Genomic DNA, 18,360 nt, shown 5'->3' with positions numbered 1-18,360 from the left:
TACTCACTCGGCGGCGCGGAGGATGTCCTCGACCCGCTCCTTCGCGTCGCCGAAGAGCATCTGGGTGTTCTCGCGATAGAACAGCGGATTCTGCACGCCGGCGTACCCGGCGGCCATCGACCGCTTGAACACGATCACGTTCTCCGCCTCCCACACCCGCAGCACCGGCATCCCCGCGATCGGCGACGACGGGTCCTCCGCCGCGGAAGGGTTCACCGTGTCGTTCGCCCCGATCACCAGCACCACCGAGGTCGCGGCGAAATCGTCGTTGATCTCGTCCATCTCCAGCACGATGTCGTACGGCACCTTCGCCTCGGCCAGCAGCACGTTCATGTGCCCGGGCAGCCGCCCCGCGACCGGGTGGATGCCGAAGCGCACGTCCACGCCGCGTTCGCGCAGTCGCCGGGCGAGGTCGGCCACCGGGTACTGCGCCTGCGCGACGGCCATGCCGTATCCGGGCGTGATCACGACCGACGACGCCTCGCGCAGCATGTCCGCCACCGTCGCGGCATCCACTTCGCGGTACTCGCCGTGGTCCACCTCTCCCGCGACGGGCACCTCGATGCCGAAGCCGCCTGCGATCACCGACAGGAACGACCGGTTCATCGCCTTGCACATGATGTACGACAGGTAGGCACCCGACGACCCCACCAGCGCCCCCGTGACGATCAGCAGGTCGTTGTTCAGGAGGAACCCCGCCGCCGCGGCCGCCCAGCCCGAGTAGCTGTTGAGCATCGACACCACGACGGGCATGTCGCCCCCGCCGATGGATGCCACCAGGTGCCACCCCAGCGCGAGCGCCAGCACGGTGACCGCCACCAGCAGCCAGATCGACGGCGTGATCACGTACCAGACGGTCAGCGCGACGAAGGCGACCAGGGCGCCGACGTTGAGGATGTTCTTGCCCGGCAGCATGAGCGGGCGCGACGACATGCGCGCCGAGAGCTTCAAGAACGCCACGATCGACCCGGTGAAGGTCACCCCGCCGATGAAGACGCCGATGAACACCTCGGCGTGGTGGATGTCGCGCAGCGCTCCGGTCAGCCCGGGGTCGTGGAGAGCGCCGTTCCATCCCACGAGCACCGCCGCCAGACCCACGAACGAGTGCAGCAGCGCGATGAGCTCCGGCATGCCGGTCATCTCGACCACGCGCGCCCGCCACAGTCCCACCGCCGCGCCGATCAGCACGGCCGCGGCCAAGAGCACCAGCCCGAACGTCGCCTGCGGGTCGCCCCACGCGTTCTGCACCGACACCCAGGCGGTCGCCGCGAGCGCGATGGCCATGCCGGCGATGCCGTACCCGACGCCCGACCGGGCTGTTTCGTGGGTGCTCAGTCCGCGCAGGCTCAGCACGAACAGCAGGGCCGCGACGATGTAGGCGGCGGTGGCCACGGACGCGGCGGTCATCGGTCGCCCTTCGAGAACATGGCGAGCATGCGGCGCGTGACCGCGAACCCCCCGAAGATGTTGACGGATGCCAGGAGCACCGCGACCGCGGCCAAAATCTGCACCGCCGGGTCGGGGGTGGTCACCTGCAGCATGGCGCCGACGATGATGATGCCCGAGATCGCGTTGGTGACGCTCATGAGCGGCGTGTGCAGCGCGTGGTGCACCTTGCCGATCACGTAGAACCCGACGATCACCGACAGCACCAGCACCGTCAGGTGCTGCGGCAACGGCGCCGGGGCGACCGCCGACACCACGAAGAGGGCAGCGATGCCGAGGGCGATCAGCCCGGTGCGGCCCGCAGGCGACAGGGTGCGCTTCGGTGCCGCCGGGGCCGTGCTAACCGCCGGGGTGGATGCCGCGGCCGGCGCCGCCGACACCGGCACCGGCGGTGGCGGCCAGGTCGACCGCCCGTCGCGGACGACCGTGATCGAGCGCTGCACGACGTCGTCGAAATCGAGGACCAGTCTCCCGTCCTTGCCGGGGGTGAGCAGGGCCAGCAGGTTCACGAGGTTGGTGCCGTACAGCTGCGACGCCTGCGCGGGAAGCCGGGATGCCAGGTCGGAGTAGCCGAGGATGATCACCCCGTTGTCGGTGACCACGCGTTCCCCGTCGATCGTGCCCTCGACGTTCCCGCCCTGGGCGGCGGCCATGTCCACGATCACGCTGCCGGGCTTCATGCTCGCGACATCCGCTGCGGTGAGCAGGCGCGGCGCCGGACGCCCCGGGATCAGCGCGGTCGTGATGACGACGTCGACCTCCCGCGCCTGCGCCGAGTACAGCGCGGCCGCGGCGCGGTCATAGGCCTCGCTGGTCGCCTTCGCGTAGCCGTCGCCGGATTCCATCACCTCGTCCACGACCACCGGCAGGTACTCGCCGCCGATGGAGCGCACCTGGTCGGCGACCTCGGGCCGCGGGTCGGTGGCCCGCACGATCGCCCCCAGCGACGATGCCGCGCCGATGGCCGCCAGCCCCGCCACCCCCGCGCCGGCGACCAGCACCTTCGCGGGCGGGACCTTGCCGGCGGCGGTCACCTGGCCGGTGAAGAAGCGTCCGAACTCGTGCGCCGCCTCGACCACCGCGCGATAGCCCGAGATGTTGGCCATCGAGCTGAGCGCGTCCATCGACTGCGCGCGCGAGATGCGGGGCACGGCGTCGAGGGCGAGTGCCGTGATGCCGCGCGTCTGCAGCGACTCCCGCACGTCGGGGCGGAGCGCGGGGGCCAAGAGGCAGACGATCGTGGCGCCGTCGGCGAGCAGCTCGACCTCCGCCGGCGTCGGCGGGTTGACCTTGAGCACGACGTCGGACGCCCACGCCTCGTCGCGGCCATCGATCTGCGCGCCGGCGTCGCGATACGCGGCATCCGGGAATGACGAGGCGGCACCGGCCCCTTCCTCGACGACGACGTCGTAGCCCAGCGCGATGAGCTTCGCGACGGTGGTCGGAGTGGCGGCGACCCGGGTCTCGGGAGCGGCCTCGGCGACGATGCCCACGCGCGTCATTCGGGCTCCTGTGCTCGAGGCGGATCTCTCGCGACGCCGCCGGGTCGGGACTGTCGATCCCGACTATAGGACGCCTCGCCCACACCGGCGCCGCACGGCAACGTGCAAAATCGGTGCTCGGGTGCGCGCCGGCATCCGGGCATCGCGAATACTCACTCGGCACTCCGAATACTCACTCGGCACTCCGAATACTCACTCGGCACCGCGAATACTCACTCGGCGGCGTCCGTAGACTCGAGGGCATGACCGTCGCCTCCACGCCCGCCCTCGAAGCCGACCGCCAGGCGCTCATCGCGCTGATCAAGGACGAGGCCGTGTTCCACGGGGACTTCACGCTGTCTTCGGGCAAGAAGGCGACCTACTACGTCGACATGCGCAAGCTCACGCTCGACCACCGCGCCGCGCCCGCGATCGGACGCATCATGCTCGACCTCGTGCGCGACGTCGACGGGGTCGTCGCCGTGGGCGGGCTGACCCTCGGGGCCGACCCCATCGCCAACGCGATCATGCACGAGTCGGTGCACGCCGGCACCCCGCTCGACGCCTTCGTCGTGCGCAAGGAGCCGAAGGACCATGGCCGCGGCCGCCAGGTCGAGGGGGCCGACGTCGCCGGAAAGCGGGTCGTCGTGGTCGAGGACACTTCCACGACGGGGCAGTCGGCGCTCAAGGCCGTCGAGGCCCTGCGCCGCGAGGGCGCGGAGCCCGTCGCCGTCGCCGTGATCGTCGACCGCAAGACCGGCGCGCAGGATGCCGTCGAGGCCGCCGGCCTGCAGTGGCTCGCCGCGATCGACCTCGACGACCTGGGCCTGCAGCCGCAGTAGCGACCGCGCCCCGCGCGGCATCCCCCGTTTCTTCGGGGATCTGCACGATCTCGGACGCGAATCCCCGTTTCGCTCCGAAGAACCGTCGTTCTCCGAAATTGTGGCGAGGGGATGCCGCATCGCCCCGCCCCGGCGGACCGATCCCGCCGCGACAGGCCGCGTCACCCCTGGAACACCGGCAGCTGCGACGCCAGGGCGAGCAGCAGCCCGAGGAACGTCAGGATGACGAGCGTCCGGCGGTTCGTCGTCGCACCGGCGGCGGATGCCTGGCGGGACGACCGCACGAACAGCACGAGCGCCACCAGCAGCACGACGAGCCCCGACACCGCCAGCGCGACGGCCACGTCAGTCCTCCCGGCCCCGCCCGCGCACGTACTGCACGACGACGATCACGAGCGTCGTCGCGGTCATCGCCGCCACCGACACCAGGAGCAGGGTCTGTTCGAACTCGTTCAGGGTCGTCTTCCTTCCGCCGCGTCGGCCACGATCTTCGCGATGCGCGCCGCCTTCGTCTCGGTGCGCTTGGCCATCGCCACCGCAGTCAGTCCCATCTTGCGCGCCGACGGCGGGAAGGCATCCCACTTCGCCCGAGCGACCGGCACCGCGTCGAGCGCCGCGGTCAGCTCGGGCGGCTCGATGCCGGCCTCGGGGCCGTCGAGCAGCTCCCACGCGCCGCTCGCCTTCGCCTCGGCGATGACCCGCCGTCCCGCCTCGGCCATCTCGCCCGAGGCCTCGAGCTCCGCCACCCGGGCCTTGTTCGTCGCCGCCCAGCCGCTGCCGGGACGGCGGGGCGCGTACCACTGCCCGATCGTCTCGGCGTCGTGGGGCTTCACCGTGCCGTCGATCCAGCCGAAGCACAGCGCCTGACGCACGGCATCGCCGTAGTCCACCAGTTCCAGCACGACCCCCGCCCGCGGGCGCAGCAGCCACACCCCCCGCGACGACGCGTGGTGGCGTTCCAGCCACGCGCGCCAGGTGGCGGCATCCGCCGCCCGCAGCACCTCGGCCTCGTCGAAGGCCCCCATCACAGCACCTCGGGCAGCTCGGTCTCGATCGGCTCGGTGACGAGGTCGGCGACGGAGTCGAGGATCTCGTCGGGGCGGAACGGGTAGCGCTCGATCTCGGCGCGGTCGCTGATGCCGGTGAGCACGAGCACCGAGTGCAGGCCCGCCTCGATCGCCGCGATGACGTCGGTGTCCATGCGGTCGCCGATCATGCCGGTGGACTCGGAGTGCGCGCCGATGCGGTTGAGGGCCGAGCGGAACATCATCGGGTTGGGCTTGCCGACCACGTAGGGCTCCCGACCGGTGGCCTTGGTGATGAGCGCCGCGAACGCTCCGGTGGCGGGGACGACGCCGTACGGGGTCGGGCCGGTGGCATCGGGGTTCGTGACGATGAACCGGGCCCCGTTGTTGATGAACCGGATCGCCCGGGTGATCGCCTCGAACGAGTACTGGCGCGTCTCACCGACCACGACGTAGTCCGGCTGCGTCTCGGTCATGATGTAGCCGGCTTCGTGCAGGGCGGTGGTCAGCCCTGCCTCGCCGATGACGTAGGCGGTGCCGCCGGGCAGCTGCGAGCGCAGGAACTCCGCCGTCGCCAGCGCCGAGGTCCAGATGCTCTCCTCGGGCACGTCGAGCCCCGAGGCGCGGAGCCGTGCGCTGAGATCGCGCGGCGTGAAGATCGGGTTGTTCGTCAGCACCAGGAACGGGGTGCCGGTGTCGCGCCACTGTGCCAGCAGTTCGGCGGCTCCCGGAATCGGACGGTTCTCGTGCACGAGTACGCCGTCCATGTCGGTCAGCCAGCAGTCGATGTCGGCACGGGTCCGCATGGGGCCAGCCTAACGGCGCGGGTGGCTCTAATGTCGGAAGGGTGCCGCGACGCGACGATGACTGGGACCCCGAGCGCCTTCCCGACCTCGGGGGCCGCCGCTACCTGATCACCGGCTCCAACAAAGGGCTGGGGTTCTTCGCCGCGCTCCAGCTGGCGACCGCGGGAGCCCACGTCGTCATGACCGGGCGCAATCCCAACCGGCTCGCCGCCGCCCGCGGCGCGCTCATGCGACAGCTGGGGGATGCCGGCCCCGGCACCGTGGAGACTCTGCTGCTGGACACCAGCAACCTCGGCTCGGTGCGCGCTGCCGCCGCCACCGCACGCGGGCGGCGGGGCTTGGACGGGCTGCTGCTGAACGCCGGCATCGTGCATCCGCCCAAGACCCGTGAACTGACCGCCGACGGTCACGAGGTGGTGCTCGCCACCAACGTGCTGGGTCACTTCGCCCTGGCCGGTGAGCTGCTGACATCACTGGCGGCGGCCGGCGGACGCATGGTGTGGGTCGGGAGCATGGCGACGTCGCTGTGGTCGTACGACCCCGAGGACCCCGAGCTCGAGAAGGGCTACACCGGCTGGCGGGCCTACGTGCAGTCGAAGGTCATGACCGCCGCCGTGGGCTTCGAAGCCGCGCGTCGGCTGGCCGCCGCGGGTGTGGCGGTGGAGAGCGTCGTCGCCCACCCCGGATACTCCACGAGCGGCCGCACCCGTGGCATCCAGGGGGTCAACGAGCCCAGCCGCGGCAAACGGTTCACCGCGAACCTGCAGGCGGCGGTCGCGCAGTCCAAGGAGCGGGGTGCCTGGCCGCTCGTGCGGGCGCTCGTCGACCCCGCCGCCGAGAACGGGTCGTTCTGGGGTCCCGGGCTCGTCGCCCGCGGCGCGCCCCGCACGGCGACCTCGTCGAAGATCACGCGCGACCCCGAGCGGGCGGCGCGCCTGTGGGAGTTCTGCGAAGAGGCCACCCGCGTGGCGTGGCCGCTCGAGCAGGCAGCGCGGACCCGGCGGCGGGTGCGCGGCTGACGCGGGTCAGGCGGTGACCCAGATCGCCTCCGCCGCACCGGCGGGCAGCGCGATCGCGGGGGCTCCGTCGATCGAGACGGTGCCGTCGCCGACCACGGTGAGCGTGTGCCCCACGTCGAGGCCGGCCTCCTCGCACGCGCGCAGCAACGCCGGGTCCCGGTCGCTCACCCGCAGCACGCGGCCGGTGTGCCCCGCGTCGGCGCGCGCGAGCAGCACGAAGGGCTCGCGGTGCACCGTGCCGTCGGCATCCGGAATGGCATCGCCGTGCGGATCGAACCGGGGGTGGCCGAGGCGGGCGGCGATGCCCTCCAGCAGCCGGTCGCTGATGGTGTGCTCGAGCACTTCCGCCTCGTCGTGCACCTCGTCCCAGGCGTAGCCGAACTCGCGCACGAGCCACGTCTCGACCAGGCGGTGTCGGCGGATGACGGCGGCCGCCCGGCGCATCCCCTCGTCGGTGAGCTGCACGGGGCCGTACGGGCGGTGGGTGACCAGGCCCTGCGCGGCGAGCTTCTGCACCATCTCGGTGACGCTCGAGGGAGCCAGCCCCAGCTCGGATGCCAGTCGCGACGGCGTCACCGGATCGCCCTGCCACTCGGTGTGGTGGTAGATCGTCTTCAGGTAATCGTCGGCGACGGGACGGGACGCGGGCACCGATCCAGGCTACCGGGGCCCGGTCATGACCCCGTGAGGACGAGCCACAGCAGCAGGGCGTTCAGCGCGATGAGGAACACCGACGACGCCACGCCCGCGACGGTCGTCCACGGCCGGTTGCGGTAGGCGCCCAGCACGTCGCGGCGGGCGGTCAGTGCCACCAGCGGCACGAGGGCGAACGGGATGCCGAAGGAGAGGACGACCTGGCTGAGGATGAGGGCGAGCGTCGGGTCGACGCCGAGGGCGAGGACGACCAGCGCCGGAATGAGGGTCACCAGGCGCCGGAGGAGCAGGGGGATGCGCACCCGCAGCAGGCCGTGCATGATCTCGGCTCCGGCGTAGGCGCCGACGGCGGTGCTCGCCAGGCCGCTGGCCAGCAGGCCGACGGCGAACAGGGTGGCCACCACCGGCCCGATGCCGTCACGCAGCGCTGCGTACGCGCCCTCGAGGCTGTCCGTCCCCGGCGCGCCCGAAAGGGCGGCGGCCGCCAGCAGCAGGATGCAGAGGTTCACGGTGCCCGCGACGGCCATGGCGATGGTGACGTCCCACCGGGTGGCGCGCAGCAGCCGCGGGATCGAGATGCCGCGGCGGGCTTCGAGGGTCTCGGCCGCGCCCTCGGTGGCGGGGGCGAACCGGTCGCGGCTGAGGGCGGAGTGGGCGTAGATCGCGTGCGGCATGATCGTCGCACCGAGGATCGACGCGGCCAGCAGCACCGAATCGGTTCCCTCGAAACGGGGCAGCAGTCCACCGACGATCCCGGCGGGATCCGGCGGCGCGACGAAGACCCCGAAGACGAAGCCGACGGCGATGATCACCACCAGGCCTGCGATGACGAACTCGAAGATGCGGGGGCCGCGGCGAGCCTGCAGCAGCAGCAGCGCCAGCGAGACGACGCCGGTGATCGCCCCGCCCCACACCAGCGGAATGCCGAACAGCAGGTGCAGCGCGACGGCACCCCCGATGACCTCGGCGATGTCGGTGGCCATCGCGACGAGCTCGGCCTGCACCCAGTAGGCGCGCCGGCCCCAGCGGGTGCGTATGCGCCGGCCGAGCACCTCCGGCAGGCTCTCGCCGGTGACGACGCCGAGCTTGGCCGAGAGGTACTGGATGAGCCACGCCATGACGTTGCCCACGACCACGACCCACACCAGCAGATAGCCGTAGCGGGCTCCCGCCGTCATGTTGCTGGCGACGTTGCCCGGATCGAGGTACGCGACACCCGCGACGATCGCCGGGCCCATCAGCCAGGTGAGGCGGCGGGAGTCGGCGGCCCGGCGAGGCGCTGTCGGCGGCGCGTCGAGCGCGGCAGATTTCGGCATGCCGAAAAGTTAGCAGAGGTTTCGGCGCGCCGAAAAGAGGTCGGTGCGGGCGGAATTCCTGCTGTGCGCGAACGGGCGGGGGGCCGGGCCTGCGGCGCGGTGGGGCGGAATTCCGACTGCGCGGCGGTGGCTAGCCTGGTTCGATGACCGATCCCGCGGAATCCGATCGAGCCGCCGAGCCCGAGGCGGGAACCCGAGCCGCACCTGAGGCCGATGCCGAGCCCACGCTGCCCTACGGGGTGGGGCCGTGGCCCGGCGGTCCGGACGCCTGGCCCGACGACCCGCGATACGACCCCGAACTGCTGGCGCACGGCGACCGGCGCAACGTCGTCGACCACTACCGGTACTGGACGATGGCCGCGATCGTCGCCGACCTCGACGCGAAGCGGCATCCGTTCCACGTCGCGATCGAGAACTGGCAGCACGACATGAACATCGGCTCCATCGTTCGCAGCGCCAACGCGTTCGCTGCGGCCGAGGTGCACATCGTGGGTAAGCGCCGGTGGAACCGCCGTGGCGCCATGGTGACCGACCGCTACCAGCACGTGCGCCATCACGAGGACGTCGCGGCGTTCGCCGCGTGGGCGGCAGAGGCGGGCCTGCCGATCGTGGCGGTCGACAACGTGCCGGGATCGGTGCCCGTGGACCGCGCCGAACTGCCCGCGCGGTGCGTGCTGCTCTTCGGTCAGGAGGGTCCGGGGCTGTCGCCCGAGGCGCTCGCGGCCGCCGCCTCGACCGTCGAGATCGCCCAGTACGGCTCCACCCGCTCGATCAACGCCAGCGCCGCCGCCGCTGTCGTGATGTATGAGTGGTGCCGCCGCTGGGCGTGAGGGTCAGGCGCCCGCGGTGACCCACTCGGGGCGGCGCACGCGCCACGTGAGGGTGGCGAGCCGGGCGAGCATGTAGACGCCGAAGAAGCTCGCCGCCAGCCACGCAAGTCCCCCCGCGCCGACGGGGTGCAGCACAGCCACGAGCACCAGCGCCGGGACGAAGGGCACCAGGTTGAGGCCGCCCGCGATGGCGAGGTAGCGCACGTCTCCCGCTCCCATCAGCACCCCGTCGAGCACGAAGACGATGCCGCAGATCGGCTGCGCCACGGCCAGCACCAGCAGGGCCGGCTGCACGAGCGCCGCCACCTCGGCTTCCCCGGTGAAGACCAGCCCGATGACCCCCGACGCCGCTGCGACGAGGGCGCCCACCAGCACGCCGAAGCAGGCGCCCCAGGCGAGCGTGCGTTGCAGCACCCGTCGCACGCCGCGCTCGTCGCCGGCGCCGAGGTGCTTGCCGATCAGGGCCTGCGCGGCGATCGCGAGCGCGTCGAGGGCGAACGCGGCGGTGGAGAAGATGGTGAACGCGATCTGCCAGCCGGCGAGCTCGTCGGTGCCGAGCATCGTCGCCACCCCGACGGTCGCCAGCAGCGCCGCCCGCAGCGACACGGTGCGCAGGAACAGCCATGCGCCCGAGCGCGCCGAACCGCGCACGCCTTCGCGCTGGGGCAGGACGGATGCCGCATGGCGGCGGGCCAACCGCCGCACCACCAGCGCGTACGCGCCCACCATGCCCCACTGGGCCACGACCGTGCCGGCAGCGGAACCCGCGATGCCCCAACCCAACCCGTAGATGAACAGCCAGTTCAGCAGCGCGTTCGCCGCGAACCCGAGTCCCGCGATCCACAGCGGGGTGACGGTGTCCTGCATGCCGCGCAGCAGCCCGGTGGCGGCGAAGACGATGAGCATGGCCGGCAGGCCCCACATCGAGATGCCGAGGTAGATCTCCGCCTGCTCGGACACCTCCGGCGTCGCGCCGAACAGTCCGACGATGGTCGGCGTCGCCAGCGACCCGGCGAGGGCGAGCATCGCCCCGAGGCCCAGCGCCAGCCACAGGCCGTCGATGCCCGCGCGGACCGCCGAGGCCATCTCGCCCGCACCGAACCGGCGGGCGACGGCCGGGGTGGTGGCGTACGCGAGGAACACCATCAGCCCCACGATCGTCTGCAGCACCGCGCCGGCGATGCCGAGGCCAGCCAGGGGGACGATGCCGAGGTGCCCGACGAGCGCGGCATCCACGATCAGGAACATCGGTTCGGCGATGAGGGCGCCGAGCGCCGGCACGGCCAGGCGCAGGATGTCGCGGTTGAGTGGATCGCGCGAAGTCACCCGACGAGCCTAGGGCCGCGGGAGGGCGGCATCCGCCTCGGCCGACGTCGGTGACGGCACCTATCCTGGGAGCATGACCGATGCCCTCCGTTCCGGTCTCGCGCTCGACGAACTGAGCCCCGAGATCCGCCCCCAGGACGACCTCTTCCGCCATGTGAACGGCGCGTGGCTGGAGCGCACCGCGATCCCCGACGACAAGGCGCGCTGGGGCTCGTTCCATCTCATCGCCGAGCAGGCGGAGAAGGACGTCCGCGCGATCATCGAGGAGGCGCAGCGGGCCGAGCCCGGCAGCGAGACCCGCAAGGTCGGCGACCTGTACACGAGCTTCATGGACACCGAGCGCATCTCGGCCCTCGGCGCCGAGCCGCTGCGCCCGCAGCTGCAGCAGGTCGACGCCATCTCGTCGATCCCCGAGCTGCTGGCGACGGTCGGACGCCTCGAGCGTGACGGCGTCGGCGGATTCCTGGGGATCTACGTCGAGCCCGACCCCGGCAGCCCGGTGCGGTACGTGCCGTTCGTGCTGCAGAGCGGGCTGTCGCTGCCCGACGAGAGCTACTACCGGCTCGAGAACTTCGCCGAGACCCGCGCCGCCCACCGCGCGCACATCCACCGGGTCCTGGAGCTCGCCGGCGTGGCGGATGCCGCACACCAGGCCGATCGCGTCGTGGCGCTCGAGACCGAGCTCGCTTCGCACCACTGGGACAAGGTGCGCAGCCGCGATGCCGTCGCCACCTACAACCTCATGAGCTGGGCCGATGTGCAGGCGCTGGTCGGCGTCGACCTGGAGCCGTGGCTCGACGCGCTCGCGCCGGGGCGCAGCGAGGCGTTCGCCGAGCTCAACGTCAACCAGCCCTCCTACCTCGAGGGCCTCGGCGCGCTGCTGAGCGAGGACCGCCTGGAGGACTGGAAGGCGTGGCTGCGACTGCAGATCGTCCACAGCGCGGCGCCCTTCCTCTCGGACGAGTTCGTCGAGGAGAACTTCTCGTTCTACGGCACGCAGCTCACCGGCGTGCCGGTGAACCGCGAGCGCTGGAAGCGCGGCGTGGGCCTGGTCGAGGCGGCTCTCGGCGAAGCGGTCGGCAAGGTGTACGTCGAACGCCACTTCCCGCCGCAGGCGAAGGTGGCCATGGACGAGCTGGTCGCCAACCTGGTCGAGGCCTACCGGCAGTCGATCTCGGGCCTGGAGTGGATGAGCCCCGAGACGCGCGAGCGGGCCCTCGCCAAGCTCGACGCCTTCACGCCGAAGATCGGCTACCCCGTGAAGTGGAAGGACTATGGCACGCTCGAGATCGATGCGACCGACCTGCTCGGCAACGTCCGCCGTGCGCACGTGTGGGAGCACGACCGTCAGATCTCCCGCGTCGGCCAGCCGATCGACCGCGACGAGTGGTTCATGACGCCGCAGACGGTCAACGCGTACTACAACCCGCTGATGAACGAGATCGTGTTCCCGGCGGCGATCCTGCAGTACCCCTTCTTCGACGCGGAGCGGGATGCCGCGGCCAACTACGGCGGCATCGGCGCGGTGATCGGTCACGAGATCGGCCACGGCTTCGACGACCAGGGCAGCCGCTTCGACGGCGACGGGTCGCTGCGCGACTGGTGGACCGACGCCGACCGCACCGCGTTCGAGGAGCGCACGAAGAACCTCATCGCCCAGTACGACCAGCTGGTGCCGCAGGGCCTTTCGGCCGAGCACCACGTCAACGGTGCGCTCACGATCGGCGAGAACATCGGCGACCTCGGCGGTCTCGGCATCGCGCTGCGGGCCTACGAGCTGTCACTGGAGGGCGCCGAGTCACCCGAGATCGACGGGTACACCGGCATCCAGCGCCTGCTGCTGAGCTGGGCGCAGATCTGGCAGCAGAAGGGGAGGGATGCCGAGACGATCCGTCTGCTGACGATCGACCCGCACTCGCCCAACGAGTTCCGCTGCAACCAGATCGTGCGCAACATCGACGCGTTCTACGACGCCTTCGACGTCACCGAGGGCGACCGGCTGTGGCTGGCGCCCGAGGAGCGCGTGACCATCTGGTGACCGTCCCCGCGCTCACGCCGGCGTGACCGTCGGCGTGAGCGCATCACCTCTCTTCCGGAAGGATCCGCGTGGGTACCCCCGACCCGCAGCGCAGCAGCCAGCAGCAGCCGCACCTTCGGGGTGCGCACCGGCGGCCGCGCCGTCCGGCCGCCGATCGCCGGTCGTTCCCCGCGACCTGGCGGGCGCTGGACGAGCTCGCCGCGTCCGGAGCGCGGGTGTCGGTGCGCGTGGCCGACCTCGACAGCGGCGAGGCGCTGCTGTCGGGTGACGACCACCGCACCCTGCCGATCGCCGGTCTGGGCGTGGTCCCGCTGCTGGTCGAGACGGCCGCAGCGTTCGAGGACGGCAGGCTGGACCCGCTCGAGATCGTCGACCGCCAGCAGCTTCCGGCGGTGGGGGTGGCAGGGGTGTGGCAGCACCTGAAGGCGCCGGCGCTGCCCCTGGCCGACCTCGCCGTGCTCGCCGCGGCGACCGGCGACGCGCTCGCCGCGAACGCGCTGCTCGAACGGGTCGGCCTGCCGGCGGTGCGGGCACGGCTGGAGTCGCTGGGGCTGGAGCACACCGCGCTCATGGACGGATTCCGCAACGAGCGCGGTCCCGATGACGCGCCGCAGGTGGCGCTCGGCACGGCGCGGGAGCTGGCAGGCCTCTTCGCCTCCCTCGTCAACGCCCAGGCCGTCTCGCCCGGCGTGAGCGCGCAGGTGTCGGAGTGGCTGAGCCTCAACGTGGATCTGACCCTCGTGGCATCCGCCACGGGACTCGACCCCTTCGCGCACGAGGACGACGCCCACGGGCTGCTGTTCGTCAACAAGACCGGTCGGGGCGATGGGATCCGGTCCGAGGCGGGCGTGCTCGCGGGCCCCCGCGCCGGCGTGGCATACGCCCTGCTCGTCGCGTTCGACGACCTGTCGATCGCGCACCGGCTGCGCGTGCACGAGGCCTTCCGCACGCTGGGCGTCGAGCTGATGGAGTACGTGTACTGAGTCGGCGCCGACGAGGTTCCCCCGCGCCGGGCGGCGCGGCAGGATGTAGGCATGGAGCATCCCCTGATGTTCGATCCCGACGATCCGCAGTTGGAGCGGCTGCGGGCGGTGTGCTTGGCCTACCCGGGAGCGCAGGAGCGGATCAGTCACGGCCGCCCGAACTTCTTCACGGTGCGGACCTTCTGCTACTTCGGCGGGGGTGAGCGCCGCGGCGAGGGGGACCATGTGCGTCACGACGCGGCGATCCTGGTGCGGCCTGACCCCGATGACGCCCCGGCACTGCGCCAGGATGCCCGTTTCTTCGTGCCTGCGTATCTGGGCGCCTCCGGGTGGCTCGGGATCGACCTCGCCGATGCGGGCTGGGACGAGGTCAGCGAGCTCATCGACGCCTCGTTCCGGGTGACCGCGCCCGCCCGCCTGGTGCGGCAGCTGGACTAGCGGCAAGGTCGCGGGTCGCGGTGCCGCGGTGCCGCGGTGCCGCGACATCCGCCGAGAAACCACACGCCCGGCGAGACACCTCGCGTCGCGTGGTGTCTCGTCCCGGCCGTGGTGTCTCACCACGCCGCTCCACTCCATGCGCCAGAATGCGGGGATGCCGCTCTTCGACCACCTCAGCGTCGCCGTCGCCGACCTCGACCGCGCTGTCGCCGAGTTCGACCCCGTGCTGACGGCGCTGGGGCTCGCCCGTGAGACCGGCGACGGCAACGGGGCGGCCTGGTACGCCGAGGGCGAGACCGAGTTCATCCTCATGCCCGCCCGGGAGCCCGGGTCGGGCCCGCACCGGCACGGTCGCGTCGGGTGGCAGCACCTGGCCTTCGCCGTCGACTCGCGCGCCGAGGTCGACCGCATGCACCAGGTGGCGGTGGATGCCGGATGGTCGGTCGTGCGCGAGCCGAAGACCTACCCGCGCTTCAGCGACCGGTACTACGCATCGTTCGTGGAGAACGCCGACGGCATCCGCATCGAGTTCATGCACAACCCGCCGCAGCAGACGCAGTAGCCGGACCGGCGGGGCCCGCGCACGCCGCTCGCGTCAGAAGACGATCGTGTGGTTGCCGTGGCGGATCACGCGGTCCTGCGCGTGCCACAGCACCGCGCGTGAGAGCACCTGGCGCTCGACGTCGGCGCCCCGACGGGCGAGTTCGGCGGTCGTGTCGGCGTGGGTCACCCGGATCGTGTCCTGCTCGATGATCGGGCCCTCGTCGAGGTCGGTCGTGACGTAGTGGCTCGTGGCGCCGATGAGCTTGACGCCGCGCTCCTTGGCCTTCTTGTAGGGCTCCGCGCCGATGAAGGCGGGGAGGAAGGAGTGGTGGATGTTGATCACCGGCACCCCGAGCGCATCGAGGAAGTCCGCCGACAGGATCTGCATGTACCGCGCCAGCACGACGAAGTCGACGTTGCCCTTGAGCAGTTCGAGGATCTTCGCCTCGGACTCCGACTTGTCGGGACCCGGGGTGGACGGCACGTGGAAGAACGGCACGCCGAACGAGCGCACGTCCTCGGCGGAGGTCGTGTGGTTGGACACGACCATCGGGATGGTGACAGGCAGGTCGCCGCGCCGGTGGCGCCACAGCAGGTCGAGCAGGCAGTGGTCCTGCTTCGACGACAGGATCGCCATGCGCTTGGGCACCGACTGGTCGGTCAACGACCATTCCAGCTCGAAGTCCGCGAGGGTGCGGGCGACCTCGTCCTCGATCACCGGTCGGTCAGCGGCGAACCCGGGGCGGTGGAAGACGACGCGCTGGAAGTACGCGCCGCCCTCGGGGTTGTCGGAGTACTGATCGAACGCGACGATGTTGCCGCCGATGCGCGTGATCATGGCCGACACCGCGGCGACGATGCCCGGCTGGTCCTTGCCGTGCACGATGAGGCATGCGTGGGCGGGCGGCAGGTTCGGGGCGTGCACGGTCATCCTTCGATTCTGCCGTGTCCGGGTGGATGCCGCGTGCAGGCGGCATCCCACCCGGGGCGGTGCGGGTCATCGGACATGCTCGCCTGTCGCAAAATGTCGCCTGGGAGTGCCCGCAGCGACAATCTGCGACAGGTGAGCGTGCGGGGGCGGGGTGGGGATGCGGCGCGCACCGGCATCCGCGCGCACCGGCATCCGCGCGCTCCGGCAGCCAGGCGAGCAGCCCGGATCAGGCCCCGGCGGATGCCCGGCGCGCGCCCTCGCCGAGCGACGCCAGCTTGGCCCATGCGATGTCGGGGTGGATGCGCCCGCCCAGACCGCAGTCGGTCGAGGCGATGACGCGGTCGGCGCCCACGATGTCGGCGAACCGGCCGATGCGCTGGGCGACGAGGTCCGGGTGCTCCACGACGTTCGTCGCGTGGCTGACGACGCCGGGCACGAGCACCAGGTCGTCCGGCACGGCGACCTCGCCCCACACGGTGTACTCGTGCTCGTGGCGGACGTTGCCGGCCTCGAACGACACTGACCCGACATTCGCCCCGAGCACCACGGGGAGGATGTGCCGCAGCTCGATGTCTGTCGTGTGCGGCCCGTGCCAGGATCCCCAGCACAGGTGCAGACGCACCTGCTCCTTCGGGAGCCCCGCGATCGCGTGGTTGATCGCGTCGATGCGGATCTTCGTGAACGCCTGGTAGTCGGCGATCGAGGGCTCGGGGTTGATCTGGTCGAAGTTCTCCGCGAGCGAGGGGTCGTCCAGCTGCAGGATGAGGCCGGCATCCACAATCGCCCGGTACTCCTCGCGGAGGGCCTCGGCCCACGCCCAGATGTGCTCCTCCTCGGTGGCGTAGTAGTCGTTGCGCACCCGCGCCGCCGAGCCCGGGGCGATCGCGGTGAGGAAGCCCTGCTCGCCGTCGCGCAGCGACGCCTTCAGGTGGCGGATGTCGGATGCCACGGCGTCCTGGCCGCGGTACGTGATGGGGCCGGTCGTCGTGGGGAAGCCGGTGGCGTTGCGCCCGACCTCGACGGCCTCGGCGTACACCGCGGGGAACAGCTGCCGGTCGCGGCGGTCGAGGAAGGACGTCAGCCGGATGTTCCCGGGCTCCGAGCGCACCGGCGGCTCGTTGAACGCGTTGACGTCGGTCAGCGACAGGCCGCCGGCGCGCTGGAACGAGTACGACCACCACGCCCCGTAGTCGACAGCGTTGGACATCGCCTTTCCGAACTCACCGTCTCCGACGAGCGTGATGCCGGCCTGGCGCTGCCGTTCGACCACGTCGGCGACGGCCTGCGCCGTCAGCTCCTCGAACTCGGGCGTGGTCTGCAGCGTGAAGCCGTCGTCGGCGAACGTGCGCGCGGCGTTGGCGTCGATGAGAGCCTGCGTGCGGGGCAGGCTGCCTGCGGTGGTGGTGCGGATCGCGGACATGGGTGTGCTCCTCCTGATGTCGGGATGCCGGGATGGTCACGGCGGCGGCACGGCTCTTGCAGACCCCGCGATGGGCGGCGCTGCTCAAGGCGGAGGCTTCCGGTTCTCGAGCCGCCCTCACTCTAGGACGACGCCCGCGACGCCGCCGGAGTGTGACGGGCTGTGACGCGGACGGCCGTCGATCAGCGGAGGGGGTCGGACGGAGGAGCCGTCGTGCCCCGCACGACGAGGCGCGTCGGCAGCGTCACATGCAGCTCTTCGCGCGTCTCACCCGCCAGGAGGGCGGCGACGAACTCGGCCGCGACCGCCCCGAGGCGACGCATGGGCTGGGCGACGGTGGTGAGCGCGGGGTGCACGCGAGACGCTTCGGGCACGTCGTCGAAGCCGACCACCGACAGGTCCTGCGGAACGCGCAGCCCCAGCTCGCCGGCGACCTCGATCACCGCGAGGGCCGAGAGGTCGTTGGCGGCGAACACCGCCGTGGGGCGCTGCCGCTGTTGCAGCATGGCGCGGGCCTGGTCGCGCACGGTTTCGGGCTGGTAGAGCCCGACGCGCACGAGCGACGGATCGGCAGGGATGCCGGCCTCGCGCAGCCCCGCCCGGTAGCCGGCGTCGCGCGCTTCGGATGAGCGCAGGTCGGGTCGACCCGCAATGAACCCGATGCGCCGGTGGCCGAGCTGCACGAGGTACTGCATCGCGTGCAGCGCCCCGCCGTAGCTGTCCGACTCGACCGTCGGCAGGTCGGCGCGGCCGCTGTGCGGGTCGACGGCCACGATCGGGACCTCGCTGGTGACGCCGATGACGGTGGGCGTCACCATGATCGCCCCGTCGATGAGCGTTCCGCTCAGCCGGCTGAGCGAACGTCGCTCCCAGCCGGCGCTGCCGCCCTGGCGCGAGCCGCTGTACGCGAGCAGGTCGTAGCGCGAGTCGCGCAGCGCCGACCCGACGCCCTTGAGCACCTCGGCGCTGAACGGCTCGAAGTCGGCCACCAGCACGCCGATCACCCCGGTTCGGTGCGACCGCATGCTGCTGGCCACGAGCGACGACTCGTAGCCCAGTCGCTCGACCACGTCGAGCACGCGCGCGACGGTGTCTTCGGCGACTCCGTACCTGCCGTTGACGGCTTTGGACACGGTCGACACCGAGACGCCGGCGGCAGCGGCGACGTCGTGGATCGTGGCTCGACGGGACATCGCCCTGATACTACGCATGAAAAAGGATTTCGAAAACGTTTGACAGGGTTTCGAGGTGCGGCGAGACTT

18 protein-coding genes are annotated in these 18,360 nt (G+C 71.6%); 7 read left to right on the top strand and 11 right to left on the bottom strand.

Annotated features, from left to right (window positions below; all coding sequences use genetic code 11):
• Positions 1-3: 3 nt before the first annotated feature.
• Together pntB and QNO14_RS14245 are read right to left on the bottom strand one after the other, a co-directional pair.
• Positions 4-1,407 carry a Re/Si-specific NAD(P)(+) transhydrogenase subunit beta gene (gene pntB / locus QNO14_RS14250; protein WP_257506476.1) on the bottom strand — a complete coding sequence of 468 codons (1,404 nt, stop codon included), beginning with the start codon at positions 1,405-1,407 and terminating at the stop codon, positions 4-6.
• Positions 1,404-2,948: a Re/Si-specific NAD(P)(+) transhydrogenase subunit alpha gene (locus QNO14_RS14245; RefSeq protein ID WP_257506477.1), complete on the bottom strand. Its 1,545-nt coding sequence runs from the start codon at positions 2,946-2,948 to the stop codon at positions 1,404-1,406. Before QNO14_RS14245 ends, pntB begins: the two co-directional genes overlap by 4 nt.
• A 242-nt stretch (positions 2,949-3,190) precedes the next feature.
• Here QNO14_RS14245 and pyrE point away from each other — a divergent pair, with 242 nt between their 5' ends.
• Positions 3,191-3,769, top strand: coding sequence for an orotate phosphoribosyltransferase (pyrE, locus tag QNO14_RS14240; protein ID WP_257494441.1), 579 nt, complete (start codon positions 3,191-3,193; stop codon positions 3,767-3,769).
• A 161-nt stretch (positions 3,770-3,930) separates the two neighbouring features.
• On the opposite strand, the gene QNO14_RS14235 is transcribed toward pyrE, so the two are convergent.
• From QNO14_RS14235 to QNO14_RS14225, 3 genes are all read right to left on the bottom strand, one after another.
• Positions 3,931-4,113 carry a hypothetical protein gene (locus tag QNO14_RS14235; RefSeq protein ID WP_257506478.1) on the bottom strand — a complete coding sequence of 61 codons (183 nt, stop codon included), beginning with the start codon at positions 4,111-4,113 and terminating at the stop codon, positions 3,931-3,933.
• 108 nt (positions 4,114-4,221) lie between these two features.
• A complete protein-coding gene (locus QNO14_RS14230) occupies positions 4,222-4,794 on the bottom strand; it encodes a YdeI/OmpD-associated family protein (protein ID WP_257506479.1) in 573 nt (190 codons plus the stop codon).
• A complete protein-coding gene (locus tag QNO14_RS14225; RefSeq protein WP_257494438.1) occupies positions 4,794-5,600 on the bottom strand; it encodes an HAD-IIA family hydrolase in 807 nt (268 codons plus the stop codon). The genes QNO14_RS14230 and QNO14_RS14225 overlap by 1 nt, the downstream gene beginning before the upstream one ends.
• A 41-nt stretch (positions 5,601-5,641) precedes the next feature.
• Here QNO14_RS14225 and QNO14_RS14220 point away from each other — a divergent pair, with 41 nt between their 5' ends.
• Positions 5,642-6,619 carry an SDR family NAD(P)-dependent oxidoreductase gene (locus tag QNO14_RS14220; RefSeq protein WP_257506480.1) on the top strand — a complete coding sequence of 326 codons (978 nt, stop codon included), beginning with the start codon at positions 5,642-5,644 and terminating at the stop codon, positions 6,617-6,619.
• A 6-nt stretch (positions 6,620-6,625) separates the two neighbouring features.
• Here the strand turns inward: QNO14_RS14220 and QNO14_RS14215 are convergent, their stop codons facing one another.
• The gene (locus QNO14_RS14215; RefSeq protein ID WP_257494436.1) at positions 6,626-7,270 is read right to left on the bottom strand and encodes a metal-dependent transcriptional regulator; all 645 of its coding nucleotides are present in this window, start codon (positions 7,268-7,270) and stop codon (positions 6,626-6,628) included.
• 23 nt (positions 7,271-7,293) lie between these two features.
• On the bottom strand, positions 7,294-8,589 hold the full coding sequence (locus QNO14_RS14210) for an Nramp family divalent metal transporter (RefSeq protein WP_257506481.1): 1,296 nt from the start codon (positions 8,587-8,589) through the stop codon (positions 7,294-7,296).
• 143 nt (positions 8,590-8,732) lie between these two features.
• Between QNO14_RS14210 and QNO14_RS14205 the strand changes: the two genes are divergently transcribed.
• Positions 8,733-9,419 (top strand): TrmH family RNA methyltransferase, encoded by a 687-nt coding sequence (locus QNO14_RS14205; RefSeq protein ID WP_257494434.1) that lies wholly within the window; start codon positions 8,733-8,735, stop codon positions 9,417-9,419.
• A gap of 3 nt (positions 9,420-9,422) precedes the next feature.
• On the opposite strand, the gene QNO14_RS14200 is transcribed toward QNO14_RS14205, so the two are convergent.
• The gene (locus tag QNO14_RS14200; protein ID WP_257494433.1) at positions 9,423-10,745 is read right to left on the bottom strand and encodes an MATE family efflux transporter; all 1,323 of its coding nucleotides are present in this window, start codon (positions 10,743-10,745) and stop codon (positions 9,423-9,425) included.
• 73 nt (positions 10,746-10,818) lie between these two features.
• Here QNO14_RS14200 and QNO14_RS14195 point away from each other — a divergent pair, with 73 nt between their 5' ends.
• From QNO14_RS14195 to QNO14_RS14180, 4 genes are all read left to right on the top strand, one after another.
• Positions 10,819-12,783, top strand: coding sequence for a M13 family metallopeptidase (locus tag QNO14_RS14195; protein WP_257494432.1), 1,965 nt, complete (start codon positions 10,819-10,821; stop codon positions 12,781-12,783).
• Between the two features lie 68 nt (positions 12,784-12,851).
• Positions 12,852-13,766 (top strand): serine hydrolase, encoded by a 915-nt coding sequence (locus tag QNO14_RS14190; RefSeq protein WP_257494431.1) that lies wholly within the window; start codon positions 12,852-12,854, stop codon positions 13,764-13,766.
• A gap of 51 nt (positions 13,767-13,817) precedes the next feature.
• Complete coding sequence (locus tag QNO14_RS14185; RefSeq protein ID WP_257506482.1) at positions 13,818-14,204, top strand: MmcQ/YjbR family DNA-binding protein; 387 nt, start codon at positions 13,818-13,820, stop codon at positions 14,202-14,204.
• Between the two features lie 154 nt (positions 14,205-14,358).
• Positions 14,359-14,766 carry a VOC family protein gene (locus QNO14_RS14180; RefSeq protein WP_257506483.1) on the top strand — a complete coding sequence of 136 codons (408 nt, stop codon included), beginning with the start codon at positions 14,359-14,361 and terminating at the stop codon, positions 14,764-14,766.
• Positions 14,767-14,799: 33 nt separating this feature from the next.
• Here the strand turns inward: QNO14_RS14180 and purU are convergent, their stop codons facing one another.
• The 3 genes from purU to QNO14_RS14165 form a co-directional block, all read right to left on the bottom strand.
• Positions 14,800-15,678 carry a formyltetrahydrofolate deformylase gene (gene purU, locus QNO14_RS14175; protein ID WP_257494428.1) on the bottom strand — a complete coding sequence of 293 codons (879 nt, stop codon included), beginning with the start codon at positions 15,676-15,678 and terminating at the stop codon, positions 14,800-14,802.
• A gap of 226 nt (positions 15,679-15,904) precedes the next feature.
• Entirely contained in the window at positions 15,905-17,098 is a 1,194-nt protein-coding gene (locus tag QNO14_RS14170) for a cobalamin-independent methionine synthase II family protein (RefSeq protein WP_257494427.1), read from the bottom strand.
• Between the two features lie 182 nt (positions 17,099-17,280).
• The gene (locus tag QNO14_RS14165) at positions 17,281-18,291 is read right to left on the bottom strand and encodes a LacI family DNA-binding transcriptional regulator (protein ID WP_257494426.1); all 1,011 of its coding nucleotides are present in this window, start codon (positions 18,289-18,291) and stop codon (positions 17,281-17,283) included.
• Between the last annotated feature and the right edge of the window lie 69 nt (positions 18,292-18,360).

Source organism: Microbacterium sp. zg-Y625 (assembly GCF_030246925.1).
GTDB lineage: Bacteria > Actinomycetota > Actinomycetes > Actinomycetales > Microbacteriaceae > Microbacterium > Microbacterium jiangjiandongii.
This window is presented reverse-complemented; position numbering and strand designations above follow the sequence as displayed.